General features: G+C 62.6%; 12 protein-coding genes. 4 read left to right on the top strand and 8 right to left on the bottom strand.

From position 1 onward, the window contains the following. The first annotated feature begins 19 nt into the window (after positions 1–19). Entirely contained in the window at positions 20–1,309 is a 1,290-nt protein-coding gene (locus ACVWYF_RS04970; protein ID WP_457065249.1) for an MFS transporter, read from the top strand. A gap of 207 nt (positions 1,310–1,516) precedes the next feature. Here ACVWYF_RS04970 and ACVWYF_RS04965 read toward each other — a convergent pair whose 3' ends face one another. From ACVWYF_RS04965 to ACVWYF_RS04930, 8 genes are all read right to left on the bottom strand, one after another. Further along, complete coding sequence (locus ACVWYF_RS04965) at positions 1,517–2,167, bottom strand: nucleotidyltransferase family protein (RefSeq protein WP_457065247.1); 651 nt, start codon at positions 2,165–2,167, stop codon at positions 1,517–1,519. Between the two features lie 9 nt (positions 2,168–2,176). Continuing rightward, positions 2,177–4,510: a xanthine dehydrogenase family protein molybdopterin-binding subunit gene (locus ACVWYF_RS04960; protein ID WP_457065244.1), complete on the bottom strand. Its 2,334-nt coding sequence runs from the start codon at positions 4,508–4,510 to the stop codon at positions 2,177–2,179. Positions 4,511–4,522: 12 nt separating this feature from the next. Further along, positions 4,523–5,509: an FAD binding domain-containing protein gene (locus ACVWYF_RS04955; RefSeq protein ID WP_457065242.1), complete on the bottom strand. Its 987-nt coding sequence runs from the start codon at positions 5,507–5,509 to the stop codon at positions 4,523–4,525. A gap of 10 nt (positions 5,510–5,519) precedes the next feature. Further along, positions 5,520–6,161, bottom strand: a complete 642-nt coding sequence (locus ACVWYF_RS04950; RefSeq protein ID WP_457065240.1) for a (2Fe-2S)-binding protein — start codon at positions 6,159–6,161, stop codon at positions 5,520–5,522. Between the two features lie 165 nt (positions 6,162–6,326). Then, positions 6,327–7,379, bottom strand: a complete 1,053-nt coding sequence (locus ACVWYF_RS04945; RefSeq protein WP_457065238.1) for a ComEA family DNA-binding protein — start codon at positions 7,377–7,379, stop codon at positions 6,327–6,329. 111 nt (positions 7,380–7,490) lie between these two features. After that, entirely contained in the window at positions 7,491–8,975 is a 1,485-nt protein-coding gene (locus ACVWYF_RS04940; RefSeq protein ID WP_457065236.1) for an alpha/beta hydrolase family protein, read from the bottom strand. A 178-nt stretch (positions 8,976–9,153) separates the two neighbouring features. Then, the gene (locus tag ACVWYF_RS04935) at positions 9,154–10,542 is read right to left on the bottom strand and encodes an alpha/beta hydrolase family protein (RefSeq protein WP_457065233.1); all 1,389 of its coding nucleotides are present in this window, start codon (positions 10,540–10,542) and stop codon (positions 9,154–9,156) included. A 96-nt stretch (positions 10,543–10,638) separates the two neighbouring features. Continuing rightward, positions 10,639–11,616, bottom strand: a complete 978-nt coding sequence (locus tag ACVWYF_RS04930) for a hypothetical protein (protein ID WP_457065231.1) — start codon at positions 11,614–11,616, stop codon at positions 10,639–10,641. 148 nt (positions 11,617–11,764) lie between these two features. Between ACVWYF_RS04930 and uvrA the strand changes: the two genes are divergently transcribed. The 3 genes from uvrA (at position 11,765) to ACVWYF_RS04915 (ending at position 16,074) form a co-directional block, all read left to right on the top strand. Further along, a complete protein-coding gene (gene uvrA, locus ACVWYF_RS04925; protein ID WP_457066497.1) occupies positions 11,765–14,608 on the top strand; it encodes an excinuclease ABC subunit UvrA in 2,844 nt (947 codons plus the stop codon). Between the two features lie 11 nt (positions 14,609–14,619). Beyond that, a complete protein-coding gene (locus tag ACVWYF_RS04920) occupies positions 14,620–15,018 on the top strand; it encodes a DUF2251 domain-containing protein (protein WP_457065229.1) in 399 nt (132 codons plus the stop codon). Positions 15,019–15,192: 174 nt separating this feature from the next. Next, positions 15,193–16,074, top strand: coding sequence for a hypothetical protein (locus ACVWYF_RS04915; RefSeq protein WP_457065227.1), 882 nt, complete (start codon positions 15,193–15,195; stop codon positions 16,072–16,074). Positions 16,075–16,135 lie beyond the last annotated feature (61 nt).

Below are 16,135 nucleotides of genomic sequence, written 5' to 3'. Positions count from 1 at the left end.
AGGCGGTTTTTACGTGCTTATGCTGCCTTCTGCTGATTCTTCGCCGGCCCACGACCCGTACGCGGCCCTGCGCGTTCCCGATTTTCGCCGGCTGGTGTCGGCCCGCGTGCTGTTCACCGTTGCCAGCCAGATTCAGGGCGTGGTGGTGGGTTGGCAGATTTACGAGCTTACCAACAACCCGCTGGCGCTGGGCCTTATTGGGCTGGCCGAGGCCATTCCGAGCATTACCGTGTCGCTTTACGCCGGGCACGTGGCCGATTCGGTGCCGCGCAAGCGCATCATCGTGCCCATGATGGTGGTGCTGTTTCTGTGCTCGCTGAGCTTGTTTTTATTGACCAAGCCGGCGGGCATGGCCATGTTTGCCAACCAGCAGCTGGCCTCGTTTCCGCTGTATGTGGTGATGCTGTACGTGGTGCTGTTTGTGAGCGGCATTGCGCGCGGGTTTCTGGGGCCGGCGGTGTTTTCGTTTATGCCGCAGCTGCTGCCGGACCGTAGCCTGCTCTCGAACGCGGTGACGTGGAATTCGAGCAGCTGGCAGGCGGCGGCGGTGCTGGGGCCGGCCATCGGCGGGCTGCTGTTTGCGAAGATGGGCAAGGGCTTCGCCTACGGCGTGGATGCGGGGCTGATGCTGCTCTCGCTGCTGCTGTTTCTGAGCATTGCCAGCCGGGCGCTGCCCGTGCGCGAGGGCGAGCGGCTGAGCCTGGGTGAGAGCATTCTGAGCGGCGTGCGCTTCATTTTCGGCAACCAGATTGTGCTGGCGGCGCTGTCGCTGGATTTGTTTGCGGTGCTGTTTGGCGGGGCGGTGGCGCTGCTGCCCATCTTCGCCAAAGACATTCTGCACACTGGCCCTGATGGGCTGGGCTACCTGCGTGCCGCGCCGGCCGTGGGCTCGGTGCTGATGGCGGTGTGGCTGACGTATTCGCCCCTGAAACGCCGGGCCGGGCGCAAGCTGCTGTGGGCCGTGGCGGGTTTCGGGCTGGCCACGATTGGTTTTGCGCTGTCGAAAAGCTTCGCGCTGTCGCTGTTTCTGCTGTTCCTGACAGGCGTGTTCGACTCGGTTTCGGTGATTGTGCGCTCCACGCTCATCCATACTTACACCCCAGAGTATATGAAGGGGCGCGTTTCGGCAGTGAACAACATCTTCATCGGCTCCAGCAACGAGATTGGCGGTTTCGAGAGCGGCGCGGCGGCCAAGCTGATGGGTACGGTGACCAGCGTCGTGTTTGGGGGGATGATGACGCTGGTGGTGGTGGCCGTCACGGCCTGGAAGGCCGATAAGCTGCGCCAGCTGGAATCGGGGACGAAGTAAACAGGCACCGGGCAGCGCTGCCGGGCGCCTCTTAGCCCCTTAAGCATAGCCCGGCAGCGCTGCCCGGCCATGCTTAAGGGGCTAAGAGGCGCCCGCCGCCGGTGCCGGGCCATGCCTAGGCGGGTAAGTGGCACCCGCCGCCGGTGCCGGGCCATGCTTGACGGGGTAAGAGGCACCCGCCGCGCGCGGCGGGTCGTGCTTGACGGGCTAAGAGGCACCCGCCACCGGCGGCGCAGTGTTTAGCAGCTGTAAGTTATTATAGTCCTCCGGCGTGTCCACATCGAGTAAACCGGCCGGGAAGGGCACCCGGCCCACCGCCGTGCCCAAGCTGGCAATGAGCCGCCCAGCGCCCTGCTGCCCTTGTAGCTGAAGAAGCTCCGGCAGTATGGATTGGGCGAAAACGGCGGGTACGCCCAACGTGTCGCCGTAGGAAGCAGCCGCGATGGGGGCTTGCATTTGTTGCTGGCGGTCTATCAGTTCCCGCAGCAGTTCCGGTGTCACCAGGGGCTGGTCGGTGAGCATGATGAGCACGGCGGCGGACCGGGTTTCGGCAAGGGCGACCAGGCCGGCGCGGATGGACGAGGCCATGCCGGTCTCCCATTCAGGGTTATGAATGGCCTGGACGGGCAGGCCTGCTACCTCGGCCAATAATTCCTTGTGCAGTGCCCCAGTCACCAGCACAATGGGCGCGCAGCCGCTGGCCACTGCTGTTTCGGCGGCGTGGCGCAGGAGGGTGCGACCGTGGTAGGGCAGGAGTTGCTTGGGCCGGCCCATGCGGGTAGAGGCTCCGGCGGCCAGCAACAGCAACGCCACCGGCCCGGCCGAAGCGGGCGCGGTGGCGCGGGGGGAAGAATCCAAAAGCATGAGTTAAACGGCCTTCGTGCCCAGGATTTTATCGGGGGTGATGGGCAAATCGCGCACGCGCTTACCAGTGGCGTGGAACACGGCGTTGGCCACGGCGGCCGATACCCCCACCATCGAAATCTCGCCGATGCCTTTCACGCCCATGGCGTTGATGAAGGGGTCGTGCTCGTCGATGAATTCCACGGTCATGTCCGGGATGTCGGCGTTCACGGGGATGTGGTAGTCGGCCAGGTCGGCGTTGGTGTAGCGGGCGTAGTGCGGGTCGCGGGCGGTGGCCTCCATCAAGGCCGCCCCGATGCCGAAAATGCTGCCGCCGATAATCTGGCTGCGGGCGGTTTTGGCGTTGAGAATGCGGCCGGCGGCGTGTACGCTCACCCAGCGCTTCACGCGCACGGTGCCCAAATCGGGGTCGACGTGGACCTCGCAGAAGTGCGCGCCGAAGGAGTGCATGGAGTGCTTGCCGGCCTCGTCTTTGTGGGCGGGGTCGGCGGTGGCGGCGCTCTGGCCGGCTTCGTAGCCCGCGCCGTACTTGCCCTGGCCGCTGCCCTCGATATCATCCATGCCGGCCCGCTTCATCAAAGCTTTGAAATCCTCACCTTTCGCCGGGTTGGCTTTCAGCTGAAGGCGGCCTTTTTCCATCACCACTTCTTCCGGCTTGGCCTTGAAAAGTGGGGATTTGGGGTCTTTAATGGCCACTTTGGTCAGCCGCTCCCACACATCCTGCGCCGCCATGTACACCGACGACGACACCGTGCCCGCCGCCACCGAGCCACCCGAGTTGGGCGCGGTGGGCAGCTTGGTATCGCCCAGCTCGAAGCGGATTTTTTCGGGTGGCAGGCCCAGCGAGTCGGCCGCTACCTGCGTCATCACGGTATAGGTGCCGGTGCCGAGGTCGGTGGCCCCACTCTGCACCACGGCGTGGCCGTCGGCGTAAAGGCGCACGCGGGCCGTGCCCTGCGAGTTATGCACCGGGTAGCTGGCCGTGGCCATGCCCCAGCCCACCAGCTGGCGGCCGTCGCGGGTCACGCCCGCTTTGGGGTTGCGCTTGCTCCAGCCGAAGAGCTCGGCCCCGCGGGCGTAGCACTCGCGCAGGCCCTTGCTGCTCCAGGCCTGGCCGGTGCTGGGGTCCTTCTCGGCGTAGTTCCGCAGGCGGATTTCGATGGGGTCGATGCCCAGCTTATAGGCCAGGTCGTCCATCATACACTCGATGGCGAACGAGCCGGGGGCCTCGCCGGGAGCTCGGGTGAAGGTCGAGGTCATCACATTGGCCCGGCCCAACTCGTAGTGCGACTCAAACGTGGGGCACTCGTACAGCAGGTTGATGATTTTGCTGTTGCTTTCGGCGTAGTTGTCCCAGGGCGACGTGGTAGAGGTTTTCTCGTGAATCAGGGCCAGCAGCTTGCCGTCCTGGGTGGCCCCGGCGCTCAGGGTTTGGGTCTGGTCTTCGCGGTGGCCCATGCTCGTGAACTGCTGCTGGCGGGTGAGCACCAGCTTCACCGGCCGGCCCAAGGCCTTGGCGGCCTGTACCGTGAGGATGGTGTGCGGCCAGCAAGAGCCTTTGCAGCCAAAGCCGCCGCCAATGTATTTCGTGATGACCCGCACCTGGTCCTGCGGCAGGCCCAGCATGGTGGACAAGGACTTCTGCGTGCGCGTCACGCCCTGGGTCGACTCATAGACCGTCACGCGGTCGGCCGCTTCCCAGATGGCGGTGGTCGCGCCCGGCTCCATGGGGTTGTGGTGGTTGATGGCGTGAGTGTACACGGCTGTCATTTTCACCGGAGCGCTGGCCATGGCGGCGCGGGCATCGCCGCGCCGGGTGTAGCCGTCGGCCTTGCCGTCCTGAATTTTCTCGGGGTTGAAAAGCTGGGCTTTGGGGTCGGTATAGGCCGCAATGGGCTGCTCGGTGGCGTAGGTCACGCGCACCAGGCGGGCGGCGTGGGTGGCGCGCTCGAAGGTATCGGCCACCACCAGCACCACCGGCTGGCCGGCGTAGAAAATCACGTCCGAGGTCATCGGCAGGAAGCCCATGGGCGCGCCGATGGCCTTTTTGCCGTCGGCATCGTTGGGCGTCTTGGCCAGCTTGGGCAGGTTTTCGTGGGTGTAGATGGCCAGCACCCCGGGCTCTTTTTGAGCCGCGCTGGTGTCAATACTCTGGATGCGGCCCTTGGCAATGTCGCTGGTTTTGAGTACGCCGTAGGTGAGGCCGGGCAAGGGGTACTCGGCCGAATATTTGGCGCGGCCCATCACCTTGTCGCGCCCGTCCACGCGGTTGAGGGGCTTGCCCACCACGCCGGGCGTGGGAGAGGTTTCGAAGAAAGCGGGTTCGTTGTCGTACATGGCTCGGAAGGATTAGGATTTGGCGGCCACGTCGGTGAGGGCGCGCACCAGCGTATTCTGGGCCAGCTCTACTTTGAAGCGGTTTTGCTCGCGGGGCTGGGCGTCGCGCACGGCGGCGGCGGCGGCAGCCCGGAACGTGGCCTCCGTGGCCGGCGCGCCGGTCAGGATTTTCTCGGCAGCTAATGAGCGCCAAGGCTTGGTGCCCACGCCGCCTAGCGCCACTCGCGCCGAGCGGATGGTGCCCCCCTGCACATCGAGCCCCACGGCGGCCGAGGCCAGCGCGTAGGCATAGGAAGTCCGGTCGCGTACCTTCAGGTAAGTGGATTTGCGGGCGTGCGCGGCGGCTGGAATCGTGACGGAAACAGTCAGCTCGCCGGGTTCCAGCACGGTTTCCTTCTGGGGCGTAGTGCCGGGTAGCAGGTGGAAATCGACCAGCGGCACGCGGCGCTGCTTGCCCTTGGCATTTTCCAGCAGCAGCACGGCATCGAGGGCGGCGAGGGCCACGGCGAGGTCGCCGGGGAAGGTGGCGATGCACGACTTGCTGGTGCCGAGGATGGCCAGGCCACGGTTCTCACCGTCTTGGGCCGGGCAGCCGGAGCCGGGCTCGCGCTTGTTGCACGGAAAGGCTGTGTCGCGGAAGTAGCCGCAGCGCGTGCGCTGCAACAAATTGCCGCCGATGCTGGCCATGTTGCGCAGCTGCGGCGAGGCCGCCAGCAGCAGCGACTCCGACACCACCGGGTAGTTCTGCACCACCAGCGGGTGCTCGCCCACGTCGCTCATGCGCTCCAGCGCGCCAATGCGCAGGCCGTCGCTGGTTTGCTCAATGCCTTTGAAGGCGAGCATGTTGATGTCCACCAGCTGGCTGTGGTTTTCCACATTCAGCTTCATCAAATCGAGCAAAGTCGTGCCGCCGGCGATGAAGGCGGCGCTTTTGGTGCCGGCTACGGCAGCGGTGGCTTCTTTTGCCTGCGTGGCCTGGAGGTAGGTGAAATTGTTCATAGCGAATAGGTTAAGATTTAAATCCGCTTTGTTCCACCTGCCGGATGGCGGCCACGATGTTGGGGTAGGCCCCGCAGCGGCAGAGGTTGCCGCTCATCCACTCGCGCACGTCGGCGTCGGTTTTGGCGTGGCCTTCTTTCAGACAGGCCACGCCCGACATGAGCTGGCCCGGCGTGCAGTAGCCGCACTGGAAGCCGTCGTGCTCGATGAAGGCGGCTTGCAGCGGGTGCAGCTCTTCGCCCTTGGCGAGGCCTTCCACGGTGGTGATTTCCTTGCCCTGCGCCATCACGGCCAGGGTTAGGCAGCTGTTCACGCGGCGGCCGTCCACCAGCACGGTGCAGGCGCCGCACTGGCCGTGGTCGCAGCCTTTTTTCGAGCCGGTGAGGTCGAGGCGCTCGCGCAGGGCGTCGAGCAGCGTCACCCGGGGCTCGGCCTGGATGGTGCGCAGGGTGCCGTTCACCTTCAGGCGCATCTCGCTCACGCCCTCCACTTTGCGCGACATGGCGGTGAGGCGCTCGGCCTGGCTAATGAGCGGCGGAGCCAAAGCGAGGCCCAGCAGACCACCAGCTTGTTTGATAAACGAGCGGCGGCCGTCGCTGGGAACTGGGCCGTCGGGCAGCGCGGCCGAATCGGGCGTGAAGTTATCCGTCATGGTAAGAGAGTAGGAGGTGGCTATGGGGTAACCGTGCGGGTCCCAATAGGTTGAGCCAGCGCGGCCGTTGAGGCTCACTAAGTTCAACCACTTACTACGATACTACCATTCCTAATAGTTACTTACTGCCCCCTCTTTTTTGAGAAAATATTCCAAAGCAGCCCGCTACTCGCAGCGCACGTAGGGCCGCATCTTTTCCCAATCAGCCGGCTTGAGGATGGGAATCTGCTTCAAATCCTCCACCGTTTTGAAGGGACCATGCTGCTGCCGGTAGGCCACGATGATGCGCGCCCGGGGCTTGCCGATGTAGGGCTGGAGGTACATTTCGTCGAAGCTGGCGGTGTTCACGTTCACCGTTTTGGGGGCGTAATTGACCGCCACGAAGGTGTATTTCCGCAGGCTGTCGCGCAGGTCGGGCGCGTCTTTTAGCACGAATATTTCGTCCAGTTGGTCCTCGCGCAAGTAGCCGCCGAGCTGGTTGCGGTACTTCACCACCCACCGGGCCCGGCCCGAGCCGATGCCGCGAATCTGCATCAACTGCGTGGTATCGGCCAGGTTCAGGTCGAAGGGCTGGAGGTTGCGGGGCTTGCGGGGGAATTTGGCGGGCGCGCCGTCGGCGCTGGCGAAGGGCGGAAACTTGCCATCGGGGCCGGGCCGGTTGGCGGCATAGTCGCGCTTGAGTGCCTCATCGGGCAACTGCATGAACGGGGCCAGCCGCTGGTATACGGAATCTTCCAGCCCATACATTTTCTTGATTTGGGCTTTGGCCTTGAAGCCGCCGGATGCCGTGCGGTATTTTTCAATTCGGGCGGCCACGAAGTGCGGCACGCCCCGCGCCTCCCAGCCTTCGGCCGTGAGGGCGTTGGGGTCGAAGGGCGTGAGGCGTACCTGGGGCACGGCAGGGTAGCGCGAGCCGCTGCGCTCAAACTTTTTGTATTCCCGCTTGGGGTAGCGGCTGGCGTAGGTTTGGTCGGTGGCGCGGTGCTCTTTGAGCTGCGCGGCCAACTCGTTCAGGCCTTTCTGGTCGGCAGCGGGCAGATACTTTGGTAGCTCCGGGCGCAGGAGCATGGGCGCGATGATGAAGCCCAGCATCAGCAGCAAAATGCCCATCATGCCCCGCGCTTCGCCCCGCGAATAGCCAAAATAATGACGAACCCAGCGGATAGGACGGGAATTGAGCCAGGACCAGCCTGGGCGCGGCGGGGGTAGAGCAGCCATCGGGTAGGAGAGCGTAGGGAAGTAGCCGCAAACCGCCGGAAACGGAAAGACCGCGCGGTTTGCAAAAACAAGTATAGGCAAAATGGCGGCAATGCCAAATTACCGAGTCCGTTAGCTGCGGGCCTTGCTGATGCTGGGTGTGCGGCTGGCCTTGCGCTGGGCGGCGGGGCGCTTCACCGTCACGGGCAGCGGGTCGCCGGGCGGGCGGGTTTCCTGGGCCACCCAGGAATGAATCAGCTTCAGCCCCTCGGGCGAGAAAATTGCCTGCTGGGTGCCGTTTATCATGGGCCACTGGTTGGGTGCGGGCTGGAATAAGTGGTTGATGCCGTCGAGCTTGTATTCATCGGCCGTGCGCTTGGCGTGGCGTAGGGCTTTGTAGAGGGGCGTCATATTGCGCTTGGCCGATACCTGCAAATCGGACGTGCCATTGAGCAGCAGCACCGCGCATTGCACGTTGGGCAGCTTGGCTTGCGGGTCGAAATCGAAGAAATAGCGCGACCACGGCGAGGTGAGCTGCACGGCGCGGGCGCGGGCCATCAGCGCGTCGATGCCCATGTTGGCCCCCAGCAGCAGCGAGGCCACTTTGGGCCGGGCCACCCCGTTGTCGGGCGTTTGGCGAATGACGTCCACCGTGCGCTGGTACACGTCCTGGGCGGCTTTCACCTGCGAGGGGTCGGCCCCAATCAGGCGCATGATTTCGCCCTGCTGGCGGCGCAGTACCTCATTGCCCAACTGCCCGTAGCCGGCCAGTGACACCACAAAAGCCGGCGCCCGACCCGGCGCTGCGGCGGCCAGTAGCGCCACGTTGGCCCCTTCGCCGTGCCCGAGCAGGCCCACGCGGTGGGCCGCCACCAGCGGCTGGGTTCGCAAAAAGCTCATGGCGGCCTGGGCATCGGTCACGAAATCGGCGGTGGTGGCGCTGGCGTAGCTGCCGGTCGATTTGCCCACGCCCCGGTCATCGAAGCGTAGCACGGCAATGCCGTGGCGGGTGAGGTAGTCGGCCAACTGGCCAAACATGCGGTAGCCGTTCACGTCCACGTCACGGGTTTGCGGGCCGGAATCGGACAGCAGCACCACGCCCGCAAACGGCCCCTCTCCGGCTGGGATGGTAAGCGTGCCGCCCAGCCGGTTCTTGGTGGCGGGGTTGGTGAACGTGACGTCGGACTCGCGGTAGGGCGGCGTGGCCTTGAACTTGGTGACGGCCTGGGCAGAGGCTACTGCCCGCGTGAGCACCATGGGGGCCGTCACGCCGGGCTGCTTCCAAGTCCCGCTGAGCGTGGCACCGTCCTCCAGCACCTTGCCCACGAAGCTGCTGCCGGCCTGCTCGATGCGCAGGGTCAGGTTGTCGTCTTTCAGCACCACATCCACCGGCATGCGGCTGATGCGCTGCTGGGGCGCATCCAAGGCGGCGTAGTACGTGCCGTTGGTGAGCGGCACGATGGTAATGATGAGGGTGATTTCACCGCCGAGTAGCTTCAGTGGGCCTTTCCACTGGCCGTTGAGCGGGGCGGATGCGGGCGGCGCGGCCATGGCCGTAACCGTTATTTGGGCTGTAAAACCCAGAAAAATCAGGATGGCAAGTAATAATCTTATCATGGAATCAAAATATAAAACGAGTAGATAACGGGATTTGGAGCTAAATGGGGGTCGAAAAGTACAACAAATGTTTTTTACTTCAATTGCAGGTTTCTGCTTATTGGCTTGCTTCCTAATGCAAACGGCCGCCCTTGCGGAGCGGCCATTGAGCAAGCAATAAGCAGAAGGTAGGGGGGCGTTATTTTTTGGTGTGCAGGGTAATCCAGTCGCCAATGATGGCCAATGTGCTTGGCGCAAACGTCTCTTCGATGGTGCCATACTCGGCCGGACTGCCGGTGGGGGCCGTCTGAAAGAGGTGATTGAGGCCGGGCAATTCCCGCACGGCTACGTCGCGGTTGCCGGCGGTTTTCAGGCCGGCGGTGGTGGCGGCCAGATTGGCGGTGGCGGGCACCTGCCGGTCCTTGCTGCCGCCGAGGGCCAGCACCGGGCACTTCACTTTGGCCAGCGTTTGGGCGGGGCGGTCGGCCAGCAGGTGGCGGTAGTCGGGCGAGGTAGCCATAGCTAATTGCGGTTCCATTTGGGCGGCTAGCTGCGGATTAATCCCGTTATAGTATGCCAGCAGCTTGGTGCGGGCTTGGGCGTTGTCGGGGTTCTGCTGCACAATCTGCGTCATGGCGCGCTGCATTTTCTCGGTAGTTGCCAGCTGGGCGGCATCTGAAGTTTGCAGCCGGGCTAGGGCCAGCGACTGTTGCACAATCAACTCATCGCCGGGCAGGGCCGGGGAGGCCAGCAGCACCAGGAAATCCGGCCCCGCCGGCTGAATAGCCGCCCCAATGGCCGCCGTGCCGCCCTGACTGTGGCCCAGCAGGCCCACCTGGTTTTTGCGAATGCCGGGCTGGGCGCGCAGCCATGCCAGCGCGGCCTGGGCATCAGTGGTATAATCGGCGCTGGTGGTGCCGGCCAGCGTGCCGCCGCTCTGGCCCACGCCGCGGTCATCAAAGCGGAGCACGGCAATGCCGTGGCGGGTGAGGTAGTCGGCCAGCACGGCGAAGGGCTGGTGGCCGAGGATGGTTTCGTTGCGGTCCTCCGGCCCCGAGCCGGTGAGCAGCACCACGGCCGGAAACGGACCCATGTCGGCGGGCACGGTGTAGGTGCCAGCCAGCGTGATGCCGGCCTTCTCGTTTTTAAAGGTGATATCAGCCGACTGGTAGGGGAAGGGCGGCTGCGGCGTCTGGGGGCGCGGCGCGGCGGCGGGTTTGGTAGCGCCGGCCGCAGCGCGGGTGAGCGTGAGCGGGAACGAGCGCAGGCCCTGCTGCCACTCGCCAGTCAATTGCTGCCCATCGGCCGAGCGACGGCCGGCGAATTGTGCGGCTGGCTGGCGCAGGCGCAGGTACACGCTGTCGGTGGGGGCGGTGAACTGCATGACCAGTCCATTGGCGTGCTGGGCCGGAATATCCAGCGTGGCGGTGCGAGGTCCGCCGGCCGGGTCCGTGAGGTGGGCGGTAAACTCCAGCGGCCCGAGCGTGCCCGCCCAGTCGCCGGTAAGGCTGGCCTGTGCATTTTGGGCGAGGCTGGGAAAACTCAGCAGCGCGGCGGCGGTGAGGAGGGCGCAGGTCAGCGGGTTCATAGGGGCGAGGTGAATGACATTACAAGTGTACGAAGATAATTAGACAAATTTCTAAATGATGAAAAATAAAAGATTTTACTTTCCAATTTATCGCACCTAGAAACTCACGGCAAGCGTAGTCGTTTTTTGGTTTGGGGGCAGTTGTTGCAATGCGTAAAGCGCATTAGCAAGGCAATCCGATGCATTATAGTGGGTGCCAATAAAAACAGCTTTGCCTTTATAAGTGCTTAGCGAACTAGAGCCTTTTTCGGGCTTATTGTTCGAAAACATGAAGCGGGATTTGCCTGCCTTATCTGGAAAAGGAATCGACAAATTTGGATTAGTTTTCAGCACCAGCCGGCAAACTTCCAGTAGAATATCCTTCCAAACAGTTATTGGCTTGACGCTTCCATTGGGCAGCCGCAACAGTTTGGGTTTCTGACCAGCGGGTAAATCCAGCGACTTCAACTGACTCACTTCTACAAAATTAGCCGATTCGGATTTTAGCTTCTTAAGTTTCGGCAGCGGCTTGGCAACTTTATTTGGAGCGGCGGCTGGTTCAGGGCTCGTCAGAGCGGCTTGAGCAATTTGCTGGGTTGAAATCCCGTGGCCACTCTGAGCCGCATCGAGCCAACGAATAAGCTCATTGGCTGCCGGCAGCAAGTCATCTTCCGATAGTGAGAATACGATGGGTTCAGATTTACCGTGCTGCAAATGAGTGTGCAGATGCCAAGTAATGCCATCGGTAATGCAAACGGTTTGAACGTTCAGCGTCAGGGCATATCCCAGGATTTTGCCTACATAGCCGTATTTGTCGAGGCTACTATCGAGGCATTTGGCTTCGACAACTACCCAAGGCTTTCCCGTGGGGTCATTCAATAAGTAGTCTATTCGCAATTCGTTACTGAGGGTTTTCTCGGGCTCTACCATCTGCACATTGGCTGTGTCCCAACCCAATGCCCGCAGTACGGGGTCAATAAGTGCGGCTCGGGTAGCGGCTTCGTTTTTGCGAAAAATGCTGGCATTGATTTGCGCAGTGGCTTGTACATGCTGCAAAACCTGGTAGATGGCAGCAATCGGACTGGAAGGAGACATTAGTAGTCGGGTCGAAGTGGGCTGCAATGTTAGGCACTCAGTCAGGATTAAGATGTATCCATCCCCCTGCGCCCCGGCCGTATCTTCGTACCCGCAGCAAATGTCCTTGGCCGAAACCTTCCGGCCCCTCTCCGCTGTTAGTTCGTTTATGCCCAAAAAAGACGCTTTGCAGGTTTCGGCCCCCGCCGACAACGCCATTGATAATCTCGACCCCCGCGAATTCATCCTCATCAAAAACGCCCGGGTTCACAACCTCAAAAACCTCAGCGTGGCCCTGCCGCGCAACCAGTTCATTGTCGTCACGGGCCTCTCGGGCTCAGGCAAATCCAGTCTCGCCTTCGATACCTTGTATGCTGAAGGCCAGCGCATGTACGTGGAAAGCCTGAGTAGCTACGCTCGCCAGTTTCTGGGCCGCATGGACAAGCCTGACGTGGATTACATCCGGGGCATTTCGCCGGCCATCGCCATCGAGCAGAAGGTCAGCATCAAGAACAACCGCTCGACGGTGGGCACCAGCACCGAGATTTACGACTACCTCAAGCTGCTGTTTGCGCGGGTGGGCCGCACGTTTTCGCCCGTCAGCGGCGAGCAGGTGCGCAAGGATAACGTGGCCGACGTGGTCGATTTTCTGGCCACCCGGCCCGAAGGCACGAAGGCCATGATTCTGGCCCCGCTGCACCGCGCCGATAAGACGCGCGCCATGAGCAAGGAGCTGGATTTGCTGCTGCAAAAAGGCTACAGCCGCGTGGTGGTGGGTGGCGTGACTTCCCAGATTGAGGACCTGATAGGCGAGGGCCAGCCCGAAGTGAAGGGCGACGTCTACATTATGGTGGACCGCGCCGTGCTGCGCCCCGATGATGAGGACCTGTTGTTCCGCCTGTCGGACTCGGTGCAAACCGCGTTTTTTGAGGGCCACGGTACCTGCGTGCTGCATCTGAACGGGGACGAAACCCGCACTTTCTCCGATAAATTCGAGCTCGACGGGCTCACCTTCGAGGAGCCCAGCGTCAATTTTTTCTCCTTCAACAACCCCTACGGCGCGTGCCAGACCTGCGAGGGTTTCGGCTCGGTGCTGGGGATTGACGAAGATTTGGTGATTCCCGACAAGAGCCTGACGGTGTACGAAGGGGCCATTGCGCCTTGGCGCACCGAGAAGCAGGGCGAGTGGCTGAAGCCGCTGCTGAAAAATGGCATCCGCTTCGACTTCCCCATTCACCGCCCCTACAACGACCTCAGCCAGGCCGAGCAGCGCCTGCTCTGGACCGGCAACAAGCACTTCCAGGGCCTCGATTCCTACTTCAAGTGGGTGAGCGAGCAGACCCACAAAATCCAGTACCGCGTGCTGCAAAGCCGCTACCGGGGCCGCACCACCTGCCCCGACTGCCGGGGCACCCGCCTCCGCAAAGACGCGCAATACGTGCGTATCGACGGCCGCAGCATTGCCGATATCGTGCTGCTGCCCATCTCCGACGCGCTGACGTTCTTCGAGAACATGAGCCTGAACGAGCACGACGCCAAAGTGGCCGAACGCCTCGTGACGGAAATCACCAACCGCCTCGGCTACCTCAACCGCGTGGGTCTGGGCTACCTGACCTTGAATCGCTTGAGCAATACGCTGAGTGGCGGCGAGAGCCAGCGCATTTCGCTGGCCACGTCGCTGGGCTCGGCGCTGGTGGGCTCCATGTATGTGCTGGATGAGCCCAGCATCGGCCTGCACCCGAAGGATGCGGAGCAGCTCATCGGCGTGCTGCGCTCCTTGCAGCAGCTCGGCAATACCGTGGTGGTGGTGGAGCACGAGGAGAAGATGATGGATGCCGCCGACCAGATTATCGACATTGGTCCCGAAGCCGGCAGCGGCGGCGGCAACCTCATGTTTCAGGGTACCATGGCGGAGCTGCTGCAAGACACCGAAACCTACACCGGCCTCTATCTGAGCGGCAAAATGGAAGTGGCGGTGCCCAAAGTGCGCCGCCCTTGGCGCAACGCCCTGGAGCTGACCGGCGCCCGCGAGAACAACCTCAAAAACGTGAGCGTGAAGCTGCCGCTGGGCGTGATGACGGTGGTAACCGGCGTATCGGGCTCGGGCAAATCCACGCTCATCAAGCGTATTCTGGCCCCGGCCCTGATGAAGATGCTGGGCGGCGGCGTGGGCGAAAGCACCGGCAAGTTCGACCGCCTTACCGGCGTGAACGGGCAGGTGTCGCACGTCGAGTTCGTGGACCAGAACCCCATCGGCAAGTCGTCGCGCTCGAATCCGGTGACGTATGTGAAGGCCTACGATGCCATCCGGACGCTGTTTTCGGAGCAGCCGTTGGCCAAGGCGCGGGGGCTGAAACCGTCGCACTTCAGCTTCAACGTGGACGGCGGGCGCTGCGAAGTGTGCCAAGGCGAAGGCCAGGTGAAAATCGAAATGCAGTTCATGGCCGACATTTACCTGACCTGCGAGGGCTGCGGCGGCCACAAATTCAAGCAGGACATTCTGGAAATCAAATTCCAGGATAAGGGCATTGACGACGTGCTGGAAATGACGGTTTCGGATGCCGTCCAGTTCTTCAAAAGCCAGCCCAAAGTGGCCGAGCGCCTCAAGCCGCTGGAGGATGTGGGCCTGGGCTACATCCGCCTCGGGCAGTCGGCCAATACGCTGAGCGGCGGCGAGGCCCAGCGCGTGAAGCTGGCCAGCTTCCTCACCAAAGGCGCTACCCTTCAACACGATAAAATTCTGTTCATCTTCGACGAGCCCAGCACCGGCCTTCACTTCCACGACATTGCCAAGCTGCTGGGCGCACTAAATGCACTCATCGAGCAGGGCAATTCCGTGCTCATCATCGAGCACAACGTGGACATCATTAAGTGCGCCGACTGGATTATCGACCTCGGCCCCGAAGGCGGTTTGAATGGCGGCCACCTGCTCTTCGAAGGCACGCCCGAAGACATGGTGAAGCTGAAAGACACCAACCATACGGCCCGCTTCCTGGCGGAAAAGGTTTCCTAAGCTTTACTGACATGCAACTCGGTGCCGAAGCAAAAATTACGATTGGTACGCCCGATACCTTTATCGATAGCACATCGGCGGCCGGCTCGATAGGTGTGGTGTTTGAGGATGATGGCACGACGGGCTACTTATATGCCGTCCGTCCGGGCAGCCCAATGGATTTGCTCGATGCGCTGCATATCTACGATGTAGCCAACGTAGCGGACCGGCAGGTGCCGGTGATGGTACAGGTGTTTTGGGACGTGGCCGGTACGGCGGCGGCCCTGCTCATCAATGGTTACTGCCATGCGCTGTATGACTTTCAGCGCATGGCGGGCTTTTGTCGGAATGCATTCCCGCCAGCCCGCAACGGGCAAACGCTGAAACGGGAATTGACCGATGAGTTAGTTGAACAATACTTTGCGGCCTGATACAGCCAGGGTCCGCCAAGGCAGTTTGGTGAGCCGAATACCGGCCAAGGCGTTGGTCTGTAGAACAGTGGGTGCGGAACGCGAAGCCTGGATCAGGACCGACTAAAAAACGTAGAACCATCCATAAAGATTAATACGTAAGTTCGCCGCCCCTCTCACCCCACCCCCGCGACTATGTCCACCGCTACAACGCCTCCGGACCACTACGCTGCCGCTAACCGGTCGGGCACGGGCCGACTCTGGCGCTGGCTAACGGCTCTGGCCATCGTCGGCAACATTGCCCTCAACTATTATTCGAACACCCATCCCTTTGCCGGGCAAACGATGGGCATGGTTTCGGCGAAGTACCCCACGCTGCTCACGCCGGCGGGCTACGCGTTCAGCATCTGGGGGCTGATTTTCCTGGCCCTGACCATTTATGCGGTGTGGCAGCTGCTGCCAGCCCAGCGGCGCATCTCGCTGCCCGATGCCCTGGCCAAGCCCCTCACATTGGCCAGCCTGGCTACGGGGGCCTGGGTGGTACTGTTTGCCAACGAAATGATTCTGCCCAGTGTGGGCGTGATGCTGCTCATCCTCGGCTGTCTGGTGGTGGCCTACGGACGGGCGCGGCGGCGCATTTTTGCTGATGCTGCCCCGGCGCTGGCGGGCGTGCCGCTGTCGCTGTACCTGGGCTGGATTTCGGTGGCTTCGGTCATCAATATCACCATCGGGCTGCGGCAGTTGGGCTGGCAAACGGCCGAAGGCGCTTCGGTGACCCTCACGCTGGGGCTGATTTTTGTGGTGGTCGCCCTAGGGCTGATTATGAGCCGCGTGTTCCGCGACATGGTGTTTCCGCTGGTGGTGGCCTGGGCGCTGGTGGCCGTGTGGGTGGTGCGGCTGCGCGAAGTGCCCGAGTTGGGCTGGGCCGCGCTGATTGGCGCGACGGTGGTGGCCATTGCGGGCGTGGTGCTCTCGCGGCTGGGCGGCCGCAAAACGCCCTGGCAGGTGCGCGACGAAGCCGCTGCCGCCGCTGAGGCCGAAATTGCCGCCCGCAACGCCATGCGCGCCACCGAGTAGCCGCGTGGCGCTGCGTGGGTGCGCAGCCGGCAGTTTGGCCCGTAGCTTTGCGGGTAGTCCC

This window comes from Hymenobacter sp. UYAg731 (assembly GCF_054061335.1).
Note: the sequence above shows the minus strand (reverse complement) of the source record. Positions and strands in the feature narration are given on the sequence as shown.